The organism is Kribbella qitaiheensis, assembly GCF_014217565.1.
Lineage (GTDB): Bacteria > Actinomycetota > Actinomycetes > Propionibacteriales > Kribbellaceae > Kribbella > Kribbella qitaiheensis_A.
In genome coordinates this window covers 6189961-6206636 of record NZ_CP043661.1, presented here as the reverse complement: position 1 = coordinate 6206636, position 16676 = coordinate 6189961, and the positions used below count along the sequence as shown (strand labels likewise).

Genomic DNA, 16676 nt, shown 5'->3' with positions numbered 1-16676 from the left:
CACTCCGCTTCTGCGCTGTCATGATCCGCTCCGCTTCTGGAAGATGCCCGGTTCGCCGAGGCGGTGGGCGATCGAGTTCGCACCCCAGAGCAGCAAGGCGCCGACGACACCCTTGGCCAACCCGGCCGCGGCCCCGCTGCTCCAGTCGCCACCGACCACGCCCGCGTAGTACGTGAAGGTGTCGAGGACTTCGGCCGCGCCCGGCCCGACCGAGTCGCGTTGCAGGATGAACTGCTCGAAGCCGACGCTGAGGATGTCGCCGATCCGCAGGATCAGCAGCAGCACGATGACCGTCCGCATCGACGGCAGGGTGATGTGCCAGAGCCGGCGCCACCGGCCCGCGCCATCGGCGGCGGCCGCCTCGTACAGGGAGACGTCGACGGCCGACAGCGCGGCGAGGAAGATGATCATCGCCCAGCCCGCGTCCTTCCAGATCAGCTGCCCGACGACGAGCAACGGAAAGGTGTCCGGGTTGGTCATGAACGGGATCGGGTCGAGGCCGGTCTGCCGGAGCAGGTTGTTGATGAAGCCCGCGCCGCCCAGCGATTGCTGGAACAACGCGATCACCAGCACCCAGGAGAGGAAGTGCGGCAGGTAGGCGATGGTCTGGAACGCACGCCGGATCCTGTTGCTCACCAGGGAATCCACGATCAGCGCGAACGCCAGCGGCACCGGGAAGAACAGCAGCAACTGGACGCCCGCGAGGACCATCGTATTTCTCAGGGCATCCCAGAAATCCGGGTTGTCGTAGAGATTGATGAAGTTCTGGATGCCGTTCCACTCGCTGTGCATGATCCCGAGGTACGGCTGGAAGTCCTGGAACGCGACGACGTTGCCGATCACCGGGAGATAGAAGAACACCAGCAGGAACAGCACGCCCGGCACCATCATCAGGACCATCTGCCAGTCCCGCCGCCACCGGACTCCGAACGGCAACTTCGCTTTCACCCGCCTGGTACTGCGCTCGGCGGGTCCGCTCCCGGTTGTGCGCGGCGGGTCTGCTGTGAGGGTTTCCATCGGCGTACTCAGGACTGGGTGACCGGGACGCTCGACGGCAGCACGGCCTCGAACTCGCCGCGCATCTTGTCTCCCCCGCCACTCTTCCACCGCCGCAGCGCCTCGTCGTACGCGGCGATCTTCTGCCGGCCGGTGACGATGTCGACGATCGTGTCGCGGAAGGCCGCGGTCAGCTTGGGGCCGACCTTGCTGCTGGTGTCGGAGTACGTGCCCGCGGTCGGGTTGCGCATCGCGTACTTGAGCAGCTCCTGCTCGGTGGCGTGGATCTTCTTGGTGTCCTCGGGGAACGCCGGGTTGAAGATGACGCTTTCGGGCGACGTCATGATCTGCAGCGCGCTGACCAGGCCGGGTGCCTGCTGGTTGCCGGCCTGAGTGAGCACTGGGTTCTTCTTGGCGTCGACGGTGTACTGCTGGCCCGCAGTACCGAAATTCTTCTGCAGGTATTCCTTGGTGCCGAAGGGTGCCGAGAGGTAGTTGATCAGGGCAAGCAGCTCGCGGATGCGACCCTCGTCGGTCTTCTTGAACGGGGTGAAGCCGACGGTTCCGTAGCCCATGTCGTAGACCGGCTTGGCCTTGCCGTCGTGACCGAAGGGGATCATCGTCTCGACGAACAGGCTCGGATCGAGGACGCGGAAGTCGGCGGTCGCGCGCGGTCCGACGGTCACCTGAGCCGCGATCTGGCCGTTGACCGTCTTCGGGGTCGCGTCGGCCAAGTTGAGGTCGGGGTAGAACACCTTCGCGGCCCAGAGCTTCGCGGCGTACTCGACCGCGGCCTTGTAGTTGTCGGTCTCGTAGAGGTGCGTGAGCGACCTGTCCTGGTTGACCCGCCAACTGGTCGGGGCGCCGAACCACTCGCCGAACATGTGCAGCATGTTGACGATCGCCGGCTCGAGCGCGTAGTTCGTACCGCGGGTGAGCTCCTTGCACTTGGCGAAGAACTCGTCGGCCGTCTCGCACTGCAGGCCGCCGACCTTGGCCCAGGTCTTCGGGTTGCCCATCATGACCTGGCCGAACGGGGTGGACGGGATGGGTGCGCCCCAGATCTTGCCGTTCACCACCGCTGTGCGCCAGGAGGCCGGCTTGAGGGCCGCGAGGTTCGGGTACTCCAGGACGGCGTCGCCCGAGAGGTACGTGGTCAGGTCCTGGAACTTGGCTTCCAGCATCGGGCCGATGTTGGGGATGCCCTGGTTCGGCGGGAGCCACATCAGGTCCGGCAGCGAGTCGCTGGCGAGCAGCGTCGCGAACTTCTCCGGGTAGCCGGGGTCGGTACCGATGGTGAGCTTGAGATCCCCGCCGATCGCCTGGTTGAGCGCCTGCCACATCTGGTTGCTGCCCATCGGCGGCGGTGGCGTCGCGAACGTCTCGGTCAACGCGGTGACCGAACTCTTCAGCGGGACGCCCTGCACGCTGGCGATCGCGTTCTCGGGGAACTGCAGGAAGCCCGGCTCGAGCCCGGACTCGGCGCCGGGCAGATCCGGCGTGAAGCCCTCGAAGGCCTTGTACGTCGGCAGCTTGAGATCCCCCGACGCCTTGGCCCCACCATTCGCCTTACCGCCGTCACCACAGGCCGCGAGGGTCGGCGCGAGCGCGACCGCCCCCACCGCCATACCGCTCAACCGCAGGAACCCCCGCCGGCTGACCTGACTCTCCGTAGACCGAACCATCGCTGACCTCACTCGGATCGTTGACCGTTAGTGATCTAATCTTGCTGATTTCGCTCACCAACGCTCACTTAAACGTTAACCGGGACCGTAAACCCACCCCCACACCTCGCGCAACCCATCAGCCGTACTACGGCCCACTTCGCGCCCCGTACTGTGCCCGCTTCGCGCCTCCTCCGCCGGCCTGCTCGACCCAACCCACCCCGGGTCGCCCCTTTTACGTCGCGGCTCAGCGCACGCAGCAGGCGGCACCGAGACGCATAGCGGATGCGGCCCGGCTCGGTCCAGCCCGACGGACGTGCCGGCGACGCGTCCCCACAGCTTGCGGCCACCGACCTGGTCCTTGGCGTGCACGTGTTCGAGGCGGGGAGTGGCCGGCGAGCGAGGTCACGTATCGGCGGCAGGCGACCCGGTATCGGCGCCCATTGCCCACCCCTCACGCGCAATCCGCCCGCACGCTCACCCTCGACGCCAACCAAGCTGAACGGGCTGGTGGTGGATTTGTCGAGGCGTTCGGGTTTGGTCCGACGTAGTGGGTGTCGGTGGGGTTGGCTCTGCCGGGGATGAGGAGCCGGTGATGAGCGAAGAGCGGGCAGTGGGGAACTCGGCGGGCCGGACGGCGCTCTTTGCCGACCGGCCGGTCATCTGGGGGAGATCGCGAAGTAGACGACCCGCGCGCTTGGACGGGGTATGTGCCAGGGTGGTGGTCGGGACCGGCGAACCTGCCGGTTGTGACCAGCCGCCCGCGGTACGGCGGGGCTTTTGGGTGCAGTGAGAGAGGAGCTTGGATGTCGGACATCACCGGGATTCGGCCGGAGGTCAGCCCGTCTGGGGACGGCTGTGTCGAATGCCTGGACAACGGCGGCTGGTGGTTCCACCTGCGGCGCTGTGCCGAGTGCGGGCATATCGGCTGCTGTGACAGTTCGCCTGAGCAGCACGCGAGCAACCACGCCGCGAGCGCGGGGCATCCGGTCATTCGTTCCTACGAGCCGGGCGAGCAGTGGTTCTGGAACTACGTGACCGAGACGTTCGTCGAGGGTCCGGACCTCGCTTCCCCTGACGCCCACCCGGTCACCCAGCCCGTCCCGGGCGGCAGCGTCCCACCCGACTGGGAAGATCACGTCCGCCAGTAGACCGGCGGGCTGAGGTCGGCGTGACGGGACGAGTTCGTCGGTGGTGGGTCGCGGGCTGAGGCCGGCGTGGTGGGTTGAGCCCGCCTGGGCAAGGCGGAAGACACGGCGGGATGAGCTCGCTGGAGTTGAGCGGTGGGAGGGGATGGGCGGTGACTGCTGAGCTGGAGGCGGCGCGGGGTGGGGATGACCTGGCGTTCGATCGGCTGGTCGGGCCGTTGCGGCGGGAGTTGCACGCGCACTGCTATCGGATGCTCGGATCCTCATACGACGCCGATGACGCTCTCCAGGATGCGCTGTTGCGGGCTTGGAAGGGGCTGGCCCGGTTCGAGGGGCGGAGTTCGGTTCGGTCGTGGCTGTATACGGTCGCGACCCGGACCTGCCTGGACCTGGTCGAGCAGCGCGGCCGGCGGGCGTTGCCGATGGATCTCGGGCCGTCCAGCGACCGCGCAGTACTCGACAACCCGCCGCTGACCGAGATCAGCTGGCTCGGCCCGTATCCGGACCAGCCCGGCGACAGCTACGAGCAGCGCGAGGCGGTTCAGCTCGCCTTCGTCGCGGCGTTGCAGCACCTGCCCGGAAATCAGCGGGCGGCGCTGCTGCTGTTCGAAGTACTGGACTTCAGCGCGGCCGAGATCGCCGAGATGATGGACACCTCGACCGCGTCGGTGAACAGCGCCCTGCAGCGCGCCCGGCGGATCGTGAACGACAAGGTGCCGGCCGTCAGCCAGCAGCGCACCCTGCGCGACCTCGGCGACACCAAGATTCGCGACATCGTCACGCAGTACTCGACAGCGCTCGAGCAAGGCGACGCCGAGTCGTTCATCGCGCTACTCACCAAGGACGTCACCTGGTCGATGCCGCCCCTGGGTCACTGGTACGACGGGATCGAGGCCGTCCGCGACTTCGCTACCACGATCCCGTTGACCCTGTGCCCGAGTTGGCGGCACATCCCCGTCACCGTCAACGGTCAGGTCGCCATCGCTGGCTATCTGGGCGAAACAGCCGACAGCGAGCACCTCCCGTGGTCCATCGACGTGCTCACCTTTGATGGCGAGAAGATCGCGGCCGTCACCTCTTTTGTCGACCCGACGGTCTTTCCCTTGCTCGGCCTGCCGCCAAGACAATGAACTTCAGCCGTACTGCTCAGCCGACTCGTTGAAGGGCCCGTTCGCGACGACTCGCGACAGCGGAACCGGATTCGCGGCGAGCCATCCGGCGGAGGACGACGGGTGCGATCAGTAGCCCGAGTACGGCCCAGGTTCCGAGTACGCCGATGGTCTCCAGGTGCCGCCACGAGTCGCCGATCTCCACGCCCACAAAGGAATCCGGCAGGAACGCGGACCGCATGCCCAAACCCAGCCAGTAGATCGGGAACACCTGCGCGATCCACTGCACCCAGTCCGGGAGCGCGGTGATCGGGTAGAAGATGCCGGAGATCGCGATCAGCCCGAGTACGGGTAGCTGGATCAGCCCTTGCGCACGGGCCGTGGTGAAGACCGACCCCAGTACCGCACCGAGCGGCAGCGTCGCGACCAGGCCGATCAGAAGCACCCACAGTAAGGCGATCCACGACCCACCGATCGTCAGCCCGTCGACCAGAAGCAGGCCGGGGATCAGCAGGATCATCAAGTCCGCCAGCAATCCACCGGCCACCGAAACGACCTTGCCGACCAGGTAGCCGAGCATCCCGTTCGGAGTGGCCTTTGCCCTCAGCAACGTCCCGTCCTCGCGATCGGCGGTGAGCTGCTGACTCATGCTGACCATGCCCATCGCCGCGTTCATCCCAACCATGCTCGGCAACACCAGCGCGCCGAGCTGGAATCCGCCGAAAGTCCTGTCCCGCAAGAAGAACAGCGCGATCAGCAGCAAAGCCGGCCAGAGGAAATGCCCAACCAACTCACCCGCAGAAGTAAACGACTGCCGCAACTCGATCCACCCCTGAGCCACCCCACTCCGAACCGCCACAACCCGCGGATCACCCGCCCGCACGCCCTTCAGCCCGGTCATCACGCCGGATCACCTGCCCGTACGTCGTGCGACCCGGTCATCACGCGCGGACCACCCGCCCGTACGCCGTTCCGCCGGCTCATCCAGCGACCTCGCGGATCACCCACCCGCACGCCCTTCAGCCCGGTCATCACGCCGGATCACCTGCCCGTACGTCGTGCGACCCGGTCATCACGCGCGGATCAGCCGCCCGTACGCCGCTCCGTCGACTTGTCGCGCCGCATCGTGGACCGCCCGCCGTTCCGCTGTCCCCTCCACTCATCACGCCGCCTCTCGGATCAGTTGCAGGTAGGCGTCCTCGAGGGACGCCCGACGGACCTCCAGGTCGGCGATCGCCTCGCCGTACTGGCCGAACAGCTCTCGCACGAAGGCAGTCGAGTCCGCGGTAGAGAGCGCGAAGTGCTCTCCGTCGCGGCTCCAGCGCACCTCGTCCTCGGCTGCGATCTGCCGGCTCAGCTCCGCGGGCGTACCGGTTGCGATGATCCGCCCACCCGCCAGGATCAGGATGCGGTCGGCGAGTTTGCTCGCCTCGTCCAGGTCGTGCGTGGTGAGCAGCACCGTGCCTTCCAACTCCCGCACCAACTGATGGAACTCGTACCGCGCAGCCGGATCGAATCCCACCGTCGGCTCGTCCAGGAACAGCACCTCCGGCCGTCCGACGATCCCGATCGCCACGTCCAGCCGCCGCCGCTGCCCGCCCGACAACGTCTTGATCTTCTGACCAGCCTGCGCGGTCAGCCCGACCGCGTCGATCAGCTCAGCGGCATCCCACGGTCGCGGCACCGCGGCGGTCGCGTACGGCGCGTAGTACGTGCCGAAGTGGGCAAGCAGTTCCTGCACCCGCCAGTTGCCATGATCACGCCACGACTGCAGTACTACGCCGAGCCGCGATCGCCACCGTTCGTCGCCGTACGCCGGGTCGGTCCCCAGCACGGAGACCTCTCCGGCTGACCGGCCGCGAAACCCCTCCAGAATCTCGATCGTCGTGGTCTTCCCGGCGCCATTCGGGCCCAGCAGAACCAGCACTTCTCCCCGTCTCGCCTCGAACGACACGTCCTGCAACACGTCCGTCGCGCCGTACCGCATCCGCAGTCCGTCGACCCCGAGCACAACCTCACCAGTCATCATCAGCTCCCTCGCTTCTGCCCGGAAACTACGTTGCGTTTCAGCACCCGGCAACAAAGCTGCGGTAATCGAGAACAACTTTCTGGAGCAAACAAGGCTATCGTTGCAAGGGAAATGACAGCAAACGCAAAGGTCCCTCGGTGACCGTTGCAATGAGCTGACGGTGAATGCATCGGGAGGACGAATGCCAGGCGGCAGGCTCCGGCACCAGGATCGCCAGACCATCGCGGCCGGTCTCGCGGAAGGTCTCGGATATGCCGAGATCGCCAGGCAGCTGGACCGGCCGACCTCCACCATCAGCCGCGAGATCGCCCGCAACGGCGGTCCGGCCGGGTACCGGGCCGACCACGCGCACTACGCCACCGAGAGCCGCGCTCGCCGAAGCAGGCGGCCGCCTGGCGAGGTGCTCGATCACGCCGGAGCCGGTCCAGGCCGCCAACGCGTCGAGGCGGACGAGGCGGACGAGGACGGACGCGATCCGGGGCGGCAACGCGTAGAGCTGGACGAGTATGGGCGCGATGCTGTCGCGGTTCGCGAGTATGCCGAGCGGTTCGCCGAGTTGATGGTCGAAGCCGGTCTCCCCCGGATGGTCGCGCGCGTGCTGGCCAGCCTCTACACGACGGACTCCCGCAGCCTCACCGCTGCCGAGCTCGTCCGCCAACTGCGAGTCAGCCCCGCCTCGATCTCGAAGGCGATCGCCTACCTGGAGAAGGTAGAGATGATCGAGCGACGACGAGAGACCGGCCAGCGGCACGAGTACTACGTGATCGAGGACGACGTCTGGCTCCGGGCCTGGATGACGAGCGCCCGAACGAACGCGGACTGGGCCGAAGCCGCGCAGTACGGCGCGAAGCTCTTCGGCCTGGAGACTCCGGCCGGCTCGCGACTGGACAAGATGGGCGTCTTCTTCGCGCAACTCAGCGACGACATGAACGGCGGCCCGACCGCCATCGCCGCGGACGACGCCATGACCGTCCTCGCCGCACTGATCCACGCCGGCACACCACTCACCGCGCCCCAGCTCAGCACCGCCCTGACCTGGCCTCGTCCTCGCGTCGACGACGCCCTGCAAGCCGCAGAAACCTACGCCTACTTCACCGACCCCGTCGTCATCAACCACCACCCCGACGACACCTACACCGTCATCGCCAAACCCCTCCGCCTCACGGCCACCCAGCGAAAGGCTTTAACAGCCCACGCACCAACTGCGGTGTGATGCGTCCGTTGGCCAGGCCGATCTCAACCAGGTCGTCGAATACCCCCTGATCCGCCGCCGACGCGCGAATCCCGCGATCAAGCACCCACCCCGACCTGCAGAGCAACGCGGTCAACGCCGTATGCCGCAGATGACTGCCAAGCAACCGCCCAGCCGTACGCCGATACGCCGCCCCCGCGTCGACCACGGTCACCGCACGGGTTCGACCCGACCACCGACCGGTGGCGCTACCGAGCAGCTCGCCACCCCTGCCCGCGTTGCCTGACCTGATCGCGGCGGCGGCTGCTTGGCCGGCTAGTAGGCCGCTGGCGATCGCGTAGTAGATGCCTTCGCCAGTCATCGGGTTGATCAGGCCGGCCGCGTCTCCTGCGAGCAGCACTCGCCCGTTGCGCGGGCGCCACGACCAGGAGGAGAGCGGCAGATGATGCCCTCGCCAGTCGCCCCCATCTGCGCTTGCCCCCGGCAGCAACTCTTCGAGTCGTTCCAGCAGCTCCGCCCGCGTCGGGTGCGGGCGGCTCGAGATCAACTGTTCGCCGTAGCCGACGTTGGACAGCCCGTCGCCGCGGTCGAAGGACCACGCGTACGACGGTTGGCGTCCGAGACCGAACACGATCTCCTGCCGCGCGGCCCGCTCCGGCGGAGTCGGCGCATAGCCCCGGATGGCCAACGCCACCGGCCTACCCGCCGTACGGTCGAAGAACGGCCACTCGCCTGGTGCCCGCCACCGCCTCTCGGCCGAACCATCACGACCGACCTCGTCTGAGGAGGAGGGCGCCGAGGAGCTGGCCAAGGCGGAGTTCCCAGCCACGTGGTCGCGCTCGCCGATTGCCCGCCGTACGACGGAGTTGGCTCCGTCCGCTCCGACCACGATCGCTCCCGCGAGGTGGTCCACCTGCACGGAGTCCCGGCGTACGTCGATCGACTTGACCCGGTGCCGGACGAGATGAGCCCCCGCCGCCTGCGCCGCCTCCACGAGTCGCTGGTCGAACACCTTCCGCGGCACGACCCAAGCCGGCCTCGCCATATCCCGCGCGACCTCCAGTTCACCACGGCGGAGCGCGAGGCGGCGCACCGGCGTACGGTCGTCCAGCAGCCCAGTCACGCCAACCGACTCGAGCAGGTCGAGCACCTGCGGCGCAATGCCATCCCCGCAGGGCTTGTCGCGGGGAAAGTCATGCCGGTCGACCAACAGGACCGAGAGTGACGGATCAGCCGCCAGCGCGCCCAGCGCGGTCGCGGTACCTGCTGGACCCGCACCCACCACGACCAAGTCCCAGACCAGCTTCACCGGTGCCTCCTCGACGACTACCAGTGTCACCCACCGTTTCCCTGCTCGAACACGCTGGTCGACGCCCGGCCCGGGTCAGGATCGGAGCACCCGTCGCGGACGACAGGAGAACTACCCCTGAGGCTCCGCAAGGTCGTGGTACTGACTTCCGCTGCCCCGTGGCGCCTCGCCGCACTCTGACCTGACTGGCAGCATGGCGACATGAGCTATCAGAAGGACCCGCGCGTCGACACCTACATCGATGCGTTGCCGGAGTGGCAGCAGCAGATCTGTCACCAGGTGCGGGACCTGGTGCACAGTGTCGACGACGAGGTCGTGGAGACGATCAAGCGCACGGTCCAGCCGTACTTCGTGCTCGACGGCAACATCTGCGCCCTGCTCGCCGCCAAGACGCACGTCAACGTCTTCCTGTACGACGGCGCGATCGTGCCCGACCCGGAGGGCATCATCACCGCCGGCCACGACAACTCGACCGCCCGGACGGTCTCGGTCCGCGAAGGCGAGACATTGCCCGCCCCGGCCCTCGCGGACATGTTCCGGCACATCATCGCCAACAACCGCGCCGGCGGCTGGCGCAAACTCAAGAAGCCCTGAGCCCGACCTAAGGACTGCCGGGTCAGCGGTCGCGGCGGCCGGGGCGGTGGGGGCGGTGGGGGCGGCGGGATGGTGGGACCGACGGCGTACGGCGTGGGCGTGGCACGAGGCGATCGGCGTGACCGGTGCCCTCGGATCGCAGGACGACCTCGCGTGGCACCTCGAGGTCGACCACCTTCGGCGGCGGCGGGACGAACGCCGGGGCGGCGTACTGCTCCTCGAAGGGCTCGGGTTCGATCACCTCGGGCGCGGGCTCGACCCGCACCGGCTTCGCCCGGGCGGCCGCCTCTTTACTGGCTCGCGGCTTCGGCGCGGCGAGCGCGGGCGGCGGGACGTAGACCTTCTTCGTCCGCTTCGGCAGCTTGGTCCTGATCTCGATCCCGAGCCGCGGAATCAGGTTGCCGACGACAACGATCGTGATAGCGACCGCCAGCACGCTGCAGCCCGCGAACAGGATCGCCCGGAACCCGGCCGACCAGTTCGACCGCCCGGTCCGGCGCATCGCCGCGATCATCGCGACCACCACCACATTGGTGATGGCGACGGAGATCGTCGCCGCCACTGTCCAGCCGAGCACCTTGCGCTCCAGGCCGACCTCGTCCGAGGCGGCGACCAGACCCGCGATCAATCCCGCGAGCACCGGCACCGTATAGACCATCGCCAGCGTCAGGCCGGGACTCGCGACCAGGTAGAACACGTCGAAGACCAGCGCCGTACCGGCCAGGGCCGCCGCGAAGCAGATCACCATCGGCGGGTACGCCCGCACGATGGCGACCGCGTCGGCGGGCACCGTCCTGATCATCCGGTAGTGCACTTGGTCCTCATCAATAGAAGCTGTCAGCCCCATTGTGCCGGTACCCGGTACGCAGCGTCACAACCGGCACACCCGCGACTGCTTGCCGTCGACCACCAAGCTGATTCTTCGTGCACGCAAAAGGCGCGCCACCAGCTGGTCGCGCGCCTTTTTGTCGGTGCTGTGTCAGTCCTTCTTGGCGATTCCCGCCATCAGGATGCGCTGGTACGGCTGGAGGTCCTCAGCGGCCGGTACTTCGCCGGTGGGGTTCTCCGGGAACCAGCGGGCGAGGAAGTCGAGGCCGGGCGCCACCAGCGGCATGCCGAGGAAGTGCTGCTCGATCCGCTCCGGGGTCCGGATGTAGCCGTTACCCAGGCTCTCCAGGCCGGCCCGCTCGATCGCTGCCTGCAGCGGCTCACCGGTGTTGACGAAGTCGGTGATGAACAGGTAGCTGCCGCTCGGCAGCGCGTTCATCAACGTGCGGACCCACTCGTCCGGCTTCTCGTCGTCGTGGAAATGCATGTGGATGCCGACGATCATCAGCGCGATCGGCCGGGTGAAGTCCAGGTGCTGCTTGATCTCCTCGTTGTCGAGGATGCTCTGCGGCTCACGCAGGTCGGCGGTGACGACGATCGTGCTGTCGTCGGTCGCGAGCAACGCGCGGCCGTGCGCGAGCACGATCGGGTCGACATCGACGTACACGACCTTGGCCTTGGAGTTGGCCTCCTGCGCCGCCTGGTGAGTGTTCTTCTGCGTCGGCAGACCGCTGCCGATGTCGAGGAACTGGTCGATTCCCGCGGTGCGCGCGAGATACTGAACACCCTTCACCAGTGCTGCCCGGTTGTCGATCGCACAGCGACCGGCGTCCGGTACGTACTTCAGGTAAGTCGCCGCGCCCTCGCGGTCGGCGGCGAAGTTGTCCTTGCCACCGAGCAATGCGTCATAGACGCGCGCGATGGTCGGCTGGGAGGTGTCGAAGCCAGGAGTTGCGTCCGGGCCGTCGGGAGTCGCCATCGGCGGAGCCTTCGTGTCGGGGGGGATCGTTCCAGTCAGCCTAGTACATCTCAATACCAGTGGAAGGGTGGATCAGCTCTCCCCGGTGTATTTCTGGCAAGGATTCCAGGTAAGGCAGGAAACTACCTGATCCCTCAATCACACAAGACCCCTTCCGCCACCCCGAAACACCAGAAGGATGAGCCCGTACGCCGGGCAAGTACGCCGGGGCTGCGGACACCATCTGGAGTGCTCGGTCACCATCCGGGGGCTGCGAACACCGAACAACATGTCCGAGCACCCGGCAAGGTGTCCCCAGTCCCGCCAACCCGCCCGGAATCGGGTCCGCTGACGCGATGTTCGGCCGATAGCGCGCTATAAGTCCGGCAGCGGACGAAGAACCCGGCAGCTCGAAACCATTTCGTCAGCCAGGTGTTGGCCGAGCCGAGTGGGCGCCGGCCTCGAGGACCTGGCCGAAGACGGACGGTCCTTCCCAAACCCGCCTCGTCGAGCAAGCTCGGCAGCGTTCGACCGGTAGCACCTGACACCCCTTCCACAATGCGACACCGGGGCGATCCTTGTGCACCAGATGAGCACGGCCACCGCGGAGGAATGCTCAACCGGTGCTCAAAGACGCCGAATCGGGGGCGATCGGTCGGCCCCCGGACCGGGGCCGGCCTCACCAAGGCCGTGCGAATCTGGGCTGACCTCGCCGACCACACCCGGCGGGTCACACCTCCGCGAGGTGAGTCGTGGAGCGAGGGGCCGCGCACTTTCTTAGTTGCGGCGCAGGAACTGCGCGCCTCCGCGAAGCGAGCCGTGGAGACGAGGGGCGCACTTCTCAATTGTGGTGCGGGAGCGGCGCCTTGGGATGGGGGCGCCGCTTGGCGTGGGTGGGTCGGCGTGGCGACGCGACTCGCCGGCGCAGGAGCCGCATCCGTGGGCTGTAGTTCGACGAAGCCGGCCTTCTCCAGTTCGTCAGGTGAGTCGTGGGGACGGCGGGGCGGGCGCCGCGCACCTCTTAGCCGCGGCAGAGGAGCCGCGCCGTCCTGATCACGGATCCCCGCTCCGAGGCCCTCGTCGCGCACTTCGGGTGTCGCGGAGCACTTCGGGTGTCGCCGCGCACTTCGGGTGTCGCCGCGCGCTTCGGGTGTCGCCGCGCACTTCGGGTGTCGCCGCGCACTTCGGGTGTCGCCGCGCACTTCGGGTGTCGCCGCGCGCTTCGGGTGTCGCGGAGCGCTTCGGGTGTCGCCGCGCGCTTCGGGTGTCGCGGAGCGCATTTCGCCGGCAGATCGGGCCGTTCTACTCACGGTGAGCTACCGGCGCGCCGGGGTGGAGGGGCGTGGGACGACGGTGAGTAATGGACCGGACACAGGACCCTCTAGCGTGTACGATGCAAATGCAAGCCCAAATGCACGTGCATATGCCAAAGACGTACGGAAGGTGCAGCTGATGACTGCTATCTACAACGGCATGCCCGGGGACGCCATGAGCGAGCTGACCTGGCGGAAGAGTCAGCGAAGTGGCCCTAACGGCAACTGCGTAGAGGTGGCGAAGCTGGCGGACGGTGGTGTGGCGGTGCGCAACTCGCGCTTCACGTCCGGACCGGCGCTGGTTTTCACCAAGGCGGAGATCGAGGCATTCCTCGGTGGAGTACACGACGGGGAATTCGAAGACCTCGTCTGACCGAACCCCAAAGGCAAGAGACCCCTTCACCAGGCGAGTGGTGAGGGGGTCTCTGACGTTCCGGCGACCCATCTGAAGAGCCGCGAGCCCGACCAGGCGGGCCTGAGACGGGCAGAGAGCAAAAGAGAAGGCCGATCTTCAGTGAAGATCGGCCTTTCGTGGTACCCGTCCTACGGCAGCCGCGCGGCAGCTATAGGTAAGACAAGAGGAGAGCGGCTACCGCGTTACTGCACGGTGAGCGGCCAGAGCTGCTCGCTCTTCGGAAGCTCCGAGACGGCGCCGGCCGTGGCCGCATTGTCAACGGTGATTCGCAATCCGGTGAACTTGGGCGTCATGATCCGCTGGTAACGCGATGCCCGGTCGGGCTCCGCGACGTACTCGGCGATCAGATGGTCGCCCAACCAGATCCGCACCATCTTCCGGCCTCCTACTCGGTCGCTGTTCATCCCAGGCTCACGATCGGGTCGCCGTCGAGTTGACGGACTCCTCGCAGCCAGCCTTCGAAGGCCCACCGCTGCTGCTCGGGGCAGCGCGCGACCAGTTCCTGGATCTCCCGCTCGGTCAGCTCGTCAGGCGCCCGCCCACCGCTGGTGTCGGCGCCGTGTTCGACGGCCTCGATGTCGTAGTTGCTCATCGACTCGGGTTCCCCAACCAGTCAGGTCGGCGTCTCCGCCGACGATCAGTGGACCGGCCCGCCAGATCACGCGATGTCACTATTCGCGTGTTCCAGCTCACCTTCTGTGCATGAAGCAATCATGGCGGTCGCACAGTACGAATGCAAGCGCCCGATGCACGTGCATCCGCACGTTTTTCAGTTGTAACCGTTTCGAGGCCGTTCGCACGCTCAAATCGGGCTTCGGAGCAACCTCGAAGGACCCGAATACGACCCCCAAACGACTCGACTTTGTCAGGACTTGGCTGAAAACTGGCATCGATGCCGGAAAGAGCTATGCTGACGCTCTGTGATCGAGATGGCGACCGCGACCACTAGAGGCGACTCTTGTGTAAGAACTTCGACAGTTCAGTGCGAGGACGTGCGATGATTTGGTCGGGGTGGGCACACCGTCCGCTGGGTATTGGCTGGGGCGTCGGAGGTGAGCGTGACTGAGTCGGGCGCGCAGAGCGGACCGACAGCGCTGCGGATCATTCTCGGAGCGCATCTCCGCCGGATGCGGGAGGCGGCCGGTATCAGCCGGTCGGACGCCGGCTGGGAGATCCGCTCATCGGAGTCCAAGGTCAGCCGGATGGAGCTGGGCCGGGTCGGGTTCAAGGAACGCGACGTCGGCGACCTGCTCTCGCTGTACGGACTGGACGACGGCGAGGAACGCGAGCGTCTGATGTCGCTCGCCCGGGACGCGAACAACCCGGGCTGGTGGCACCGCTTCGGCGACGTGCTGCCGAGCTGGTTCCACTCCTACCTCGGCCTCGAAGCCGCCGCCCAACTGCTCCGTACCTATGAGCTCCAGTTCATCCCCGGCCTGTTGCAGACCCAGGAGTACGTGCGAGCCGTCGTCCAGCTCGGTCGTGGACTGATCCCGGCCGAGGAGGTCGAGCGCCGCGTCGCGCTGCGGGTCAGCCGGCAGGAGGTGCTGCACCGTGCGCAGAGCCCGGTCCGGCTCTGGGCCGTGGTCGACGAGTCCGTACTGCGGCGCCCGATCGGCGGCGTGAAGGCGATGCGGATCCAGCTGGAGGCGTTGATCGAGGCGACCCACCTGCCGAACGTAACCCTTCAGGTCATGCCGTTCGAGTCCGGCGGGCACGCGGCGACGGGTGGCGCGTACAGCATCCTCCGGTTCCCCGAGCAGGACCTGCCCGACATCGTCTACATCGAGCACCTCACCAGCGCGCTCTACCTGGACAAGCTCGAGGACCTCGACCAGTACACGGCCACCATGGAAGCCCTCTGCGTCGCCGCTCCCCCGCCCAACAAGACCCGCGACCACATCGCCCGCATCCTCAAAGACTTCGACGAATAGCGCCGACCGCGCGGCGGCAGGAGGTCGGGGGTTCAAAGCCGTCAAGCGTTCGCGGCGATCCAATCCAGGAACGGGCGGGTGGCGCGCCAGTCCCGCCGGATCTGGTCGACCAGTTCCGGGCTGTGGATGATCGGCTCGAACCCGTAGGACTTCCCAAGCGTCATCGACTTGTGCCGGAGCAACTCGATCCGGGGATGGTCGGCGTCGTAGCCGCGCGGACTGGTCTTCAGCTTGTCGCCACCGAGCGTCCAGCCGGCCTTCTCCAGCTTCGCGAGCAGCTTCTCCAGCTCTTTCCCGCGCCGGTCCTCGTCGATCGCGTTCCGCACTCTCGCCAGCCGATCCGCCGACGCCTCGTAGAAGCCGGCGCCGACCCGTACTCCGGGCGCGGAGACCTGGACGTACCAGCCGGTCGAAGGCCCCAGATCGAGGAACGCGCCCTGATGCGTCTTGTAGGGCGTCTTGTCCTTGGCGAACCGCACATCGCGATAAGGCCGGAACAGCTTGGCCGCCCCGAACTCCGCCTCCAGCTCCGCGAGCAGCGCAGTCATCGGCGCCTTTACCGACTCCTCGTAGACGTGCTTGTGCTCGTTCCAGAACGTCTTGGTGTTGTCCATCTCCAGGTCGTCGTAGAAGTCGAGCGCGGCGGTCGGGAACCCGGTGAAACTCATAACAGTCACGATAGAGACCGCAGTTCGCGGCCCAACTCCCGGACTGCCGGACCGGACACCACTCGACGGAACGGAATCCCAGTTATGCGTGCCATCCAGGTCAGCCGCTACGGCGGACCAGAGGTCCTCGTCCCCGCCGAGCTTCCTGACCCGGTCGCCGGACCGGGTCAGATCCTGGTGCGGACCAGCGCGGCCGGCGTCAACTATGCCGACACCCACCGCACCGACGGGTCGTACCGCGGCGGTACCCAGCTCCCGTTCGTCCCCGGCGTCGAGGTCGTCGGCCGGACCGCGGACGGCCGGCGCCTGCTCGCACCGATCTTCGAGGCCCGCAAGCTGGGACCGATCTTCGCCCGGCCGCGCGCCTGGGCGGCGGGTACGCCGAGTTGACTGTCATCCCCGAGGCCCGCGCGGTGGACGTACCGGACGAGGTCACCGACGGCCAAGCGCTGGCTCTCCTCGTACGGGAACGCGGGCCGGGAAGGCCGGCCGCTCGTCGACATCGGCGTACTTGCTGAG

Annotated in this window: 19 protein-coding genes; 8 read left to right on the top strand and 11 right to left on the bottom strand. The window is 67.2% G+C overall.

Annotated features, from left to right (window positions below; genetic code table 11):
• Positions 1-18: 18 nt before the first annotated feature.
• Both F1D05_RS29545 and F1D05_RS29540 read right to left on the bottom strand, forming a co-directional pair.
• A complete protein-coding gene (locus F1D05_RS29545) occupies positions 19-948 on the bottom strand; it encodes an ABC transporter permease (RefSeq protein WP_185443682.1) in 930 nt (309 codons plus the stop codon).
• 77 nt (positions 949-1025) lie between these two features.
• On the bottom strand, positions 1026-2681 hold the full coding sequence (locus F1D05_RS29540; RefSeq protein WP_185443681.1) for an extracellular solute-binding protein: 1656 nt from the start codon (positions 2679-2681) through the stop codon (positions 1026-1028).
• A gap of 785 nt (positions 2682-3466) precedes the next feature.
• On the opposite strand from F1D05_RS29540, the gene F1D05_RS29535 reads away from it, so the two are divergent.
• Together F1D05_RS29535 and F1D05_RS29530 are read left to right on the top strand one after the other, a co-directional pair.
• Positions 3467-3811 carry a UBP-type zinc finger domain-containing protein gene (locus F1D05_RS29535; RefSeq protein ID WP_185443680.1) on the top strand — a complete coding sequence of 115 codons (345 nt, stop codon included), beginning with the start codon at positions 3467-3469 and terminating at the stop codon, positions 3809-3811.
• 149 nt (positions 3812-3960) lie between these two features.
• On the top strand, positions 3961-4938 hold the full coding sequence (locus tag F1D05_RS29530; RefSeq protein WP_246486085.1) for a sigma-70 family RNA polymerase sigma factor: 978 nt from the start codon (positions 3961-3963) through the stop codon (positions 4936-4938).
• A gap of 16 nt (positions 4939-4954) precedes the next feature.
• Here the strand turns inward: F1D05_RS29530 and F1D05_RS29525 are convergent, their stop codons facing one another.
• The 3 genes from F1D05_RS29525 to F1D05_RS29520 form a co-directional block, all read right to left on the bottom strand.
• On the bottom strand, positions 4955-5818 hold the full coding sequence (locus F1D05_RS29525) for an ABC transporter permease (RefSeq protein ID WP_185443678.1): 864 nt from the start codon (positions 5816-5818) through the stop codon (positions 4955-4957).
• Positions 5818-5949 carry a hypothetical protein gene (locus F1D05_RS42270; protein WP_281388785.1) on the bottom strand — a complete coding sequence of 44 codons (132 nt, stop codon included), beginning with the start codon at positions 5947-5949 and terminating at the stop codon, positions 5818-5820. Before F1D05_RS42270 ends, F1D05_RS29525 begins: the two co-directional genes overlap by 1 nt.
• 130 nt (positions 5950-6079) lie before the next feature.
• Positions 6080-6943 carry an ABC transporter ATP-binding protein gene (locus F1D05_RS29520; RefSeq protein ID WP_246486084.1) on the bottom strand — a complete coding sequence of 288 codons (864 nt, stop codon included), beginning with the start codon at positions 6941-6943 and terminating at the stop codon, positions 6080-6082.
• Between the two features lie 184 nt (positions 6944-7127).
• On the opposite strand from F1D05_RS29520, the gene F1D05_RS29515 reads away from it, so the two are divergent.
• Positions 7128-8159, top strand: coding sequence for a GbsR/MarR family transcriptional regulator (locus F1D05_RS29515; RefSeq protein WP_185443676.1), 1032 nt, complete (start codon positions 7128-7130; stop codon positions 8157-8159).
• On the opposite strand, the gene F1D05_RS29510 is transcribed toward F1D05_RS29515, so the two are convergent.
• Complete coding sequence (locus F1D05_RS29510; RefSeq protein WP_246486083.1) at positions 8107-9477, bottom strand: NAD(P)/FAD-dependent oxidoreductase; 1371 nt, start codon at positions 9475-9477, stop codon at positions 8107-8109. The two genes, F1D05_RS29515 and F1D05_RS29510, sit on opposite strands and share 53 nt — an antisense overlap.
• 171 nt (positions 9478-9648) lie before the next feature.
• Here F1D05_RS29510 and F1D05_RS29505 point away from each other — a divergent pair, with 171 nt between their 5' ends.
• Positions 9649-10041, top strand: a complete 393-nt coding sequence (locus tag F1D05_RS29505) for a DUF1801 domain-containing protein (RefSeq protein ID WP_185443675.1) — start codon at positions 9649-9651, stop codon at positions 10039-10041.
• A gap of 22 nt (positions 10042-10063) precedes the next feature.
• Here F1D05_RS29505 and F1D05_RS29500 read toward each other — a convergent pair whose 3' ends face one another.
• Positions 10064-10843: a hypothetical protein gene (locus tag F1D05_RS29500; RefSeq protein WP_246486082.1), complete on the bottom strand. Its 780-nt coding sequence runs from the start codon at positions 10841-10843 to the stop codon at positions 10064-10066.
• Positions 10844-11020: 177 nt separating this feature from the next.
• The gene (locus F1D05_RS29495; RefSeq protein WP_185443673.1) at positions 11021-11848 is read right to left on the bottom strand and encodes an SAM-dependent methyltransferase; all 828 of its coding nucleotides are present in this window, start codon (positions 11846-11848) and stop codon (positions 11021-11023) included.
• 1431 nt (positions 11849-13279) lie between these two features.
• Between F1D05_RS29495 and F1D05_RS29490 the strand changes: the two genes are divergently transcribed.
• Positions 13280-13513, top strand: coding sequence for a DUF397 domain-containing protein (locus F1D05_RS29490; protein WP_185443672.1), 234 nt, complete (start codon positions 13280-13282; stop codon positions 13511-13513).
• Between the two features lie 224 nt (positions 13514-13737).
• Here the strand turns inward: F1D05_RS29490 and F1D05_RS29485 are convergent, their stop codons facing one another.
• The gene (locus F1D05_RS29485; protein WP_185443671.1) at positions 13738-13929 is read right to left on the bottom strand and encodes a hypothetical protein; all 192 of its coding nucleotides are present in this window, start codon (positions 13927-13929) and stop codon (positions 13738-13740) included.
• A gap of 26 nt (positions 13930-13955) precedes the next feature.
• On the bottom strand, positions 13956-14147 hold the full coding sequence (locus tag F1D05_RS29480; RefSeq protein ID WP_185443670.1) for a hypothetical protein: 192 nt from the start codon (positions 14145-14147) through the stop codon (positions 13956-13958).
• Positions 14148-14613: 466 nt separating this feature from the next.
• Here F1D05_RS29480 and F1D05_RS29475 point away from each other — a divergent pair, with 466 nt between their 5' ends.
• Positions 14614-15489, top strand: a complete 876-nt coding sequence (locus tag F1D05_RS29475) for a helix-turn-helix domain-containing protein (RefSeq protein ID WP_185443669.1) — start codon at positions 14614-14616, stop codon at positions 15487-15489.
• A gap of 41 nt (positions 15490-15530) precedes the next feature.
• Here F1D05_RS29475 and F1D05_RS29470 read toward each other — a convergent pair whose 3' ends face one another.
• Entirely contained in the window at positions 15531-16157 is a 627-nt protein-coding gene (locus tag F1D05_RS29470) for a DUF2461 domain-containing protein (RefSeq protein WP_185443668.1), read from the bottom strand.
• Between the two features lie 84 nt (positions 16158-16241).
• On the opposite strand from F1D05_RS29470, the gene F1D05_RS29465 reads away from it, so the two are divergent.
• Positions 16242-16547 (top strand): alcohol dehydrogenase catalytic domain-containing protein, encoded by a 306-nt coding sequence (locus F1D05_RS29465; protein WP_185443667.1) that lies wholly within the window; start codon positions 16242-16244, stop codon positions 16545-16547.
• Positions 16544-16675: a hypothetical protein gene (locus F1D05_RS42265; protein WP_281388784.1), complete on the top strand. Its 132-nt coding sequence runs from the start codon at positions 16544-16546 to the stop codon at positions 16673-16675. The genes F1D05_RS29465 and F1D05_RS42265 overlap by 4 nt, the downstream gene beginning before the upstream one ends.
• Position 16676 lies beyond the last annotated feature (1 nt).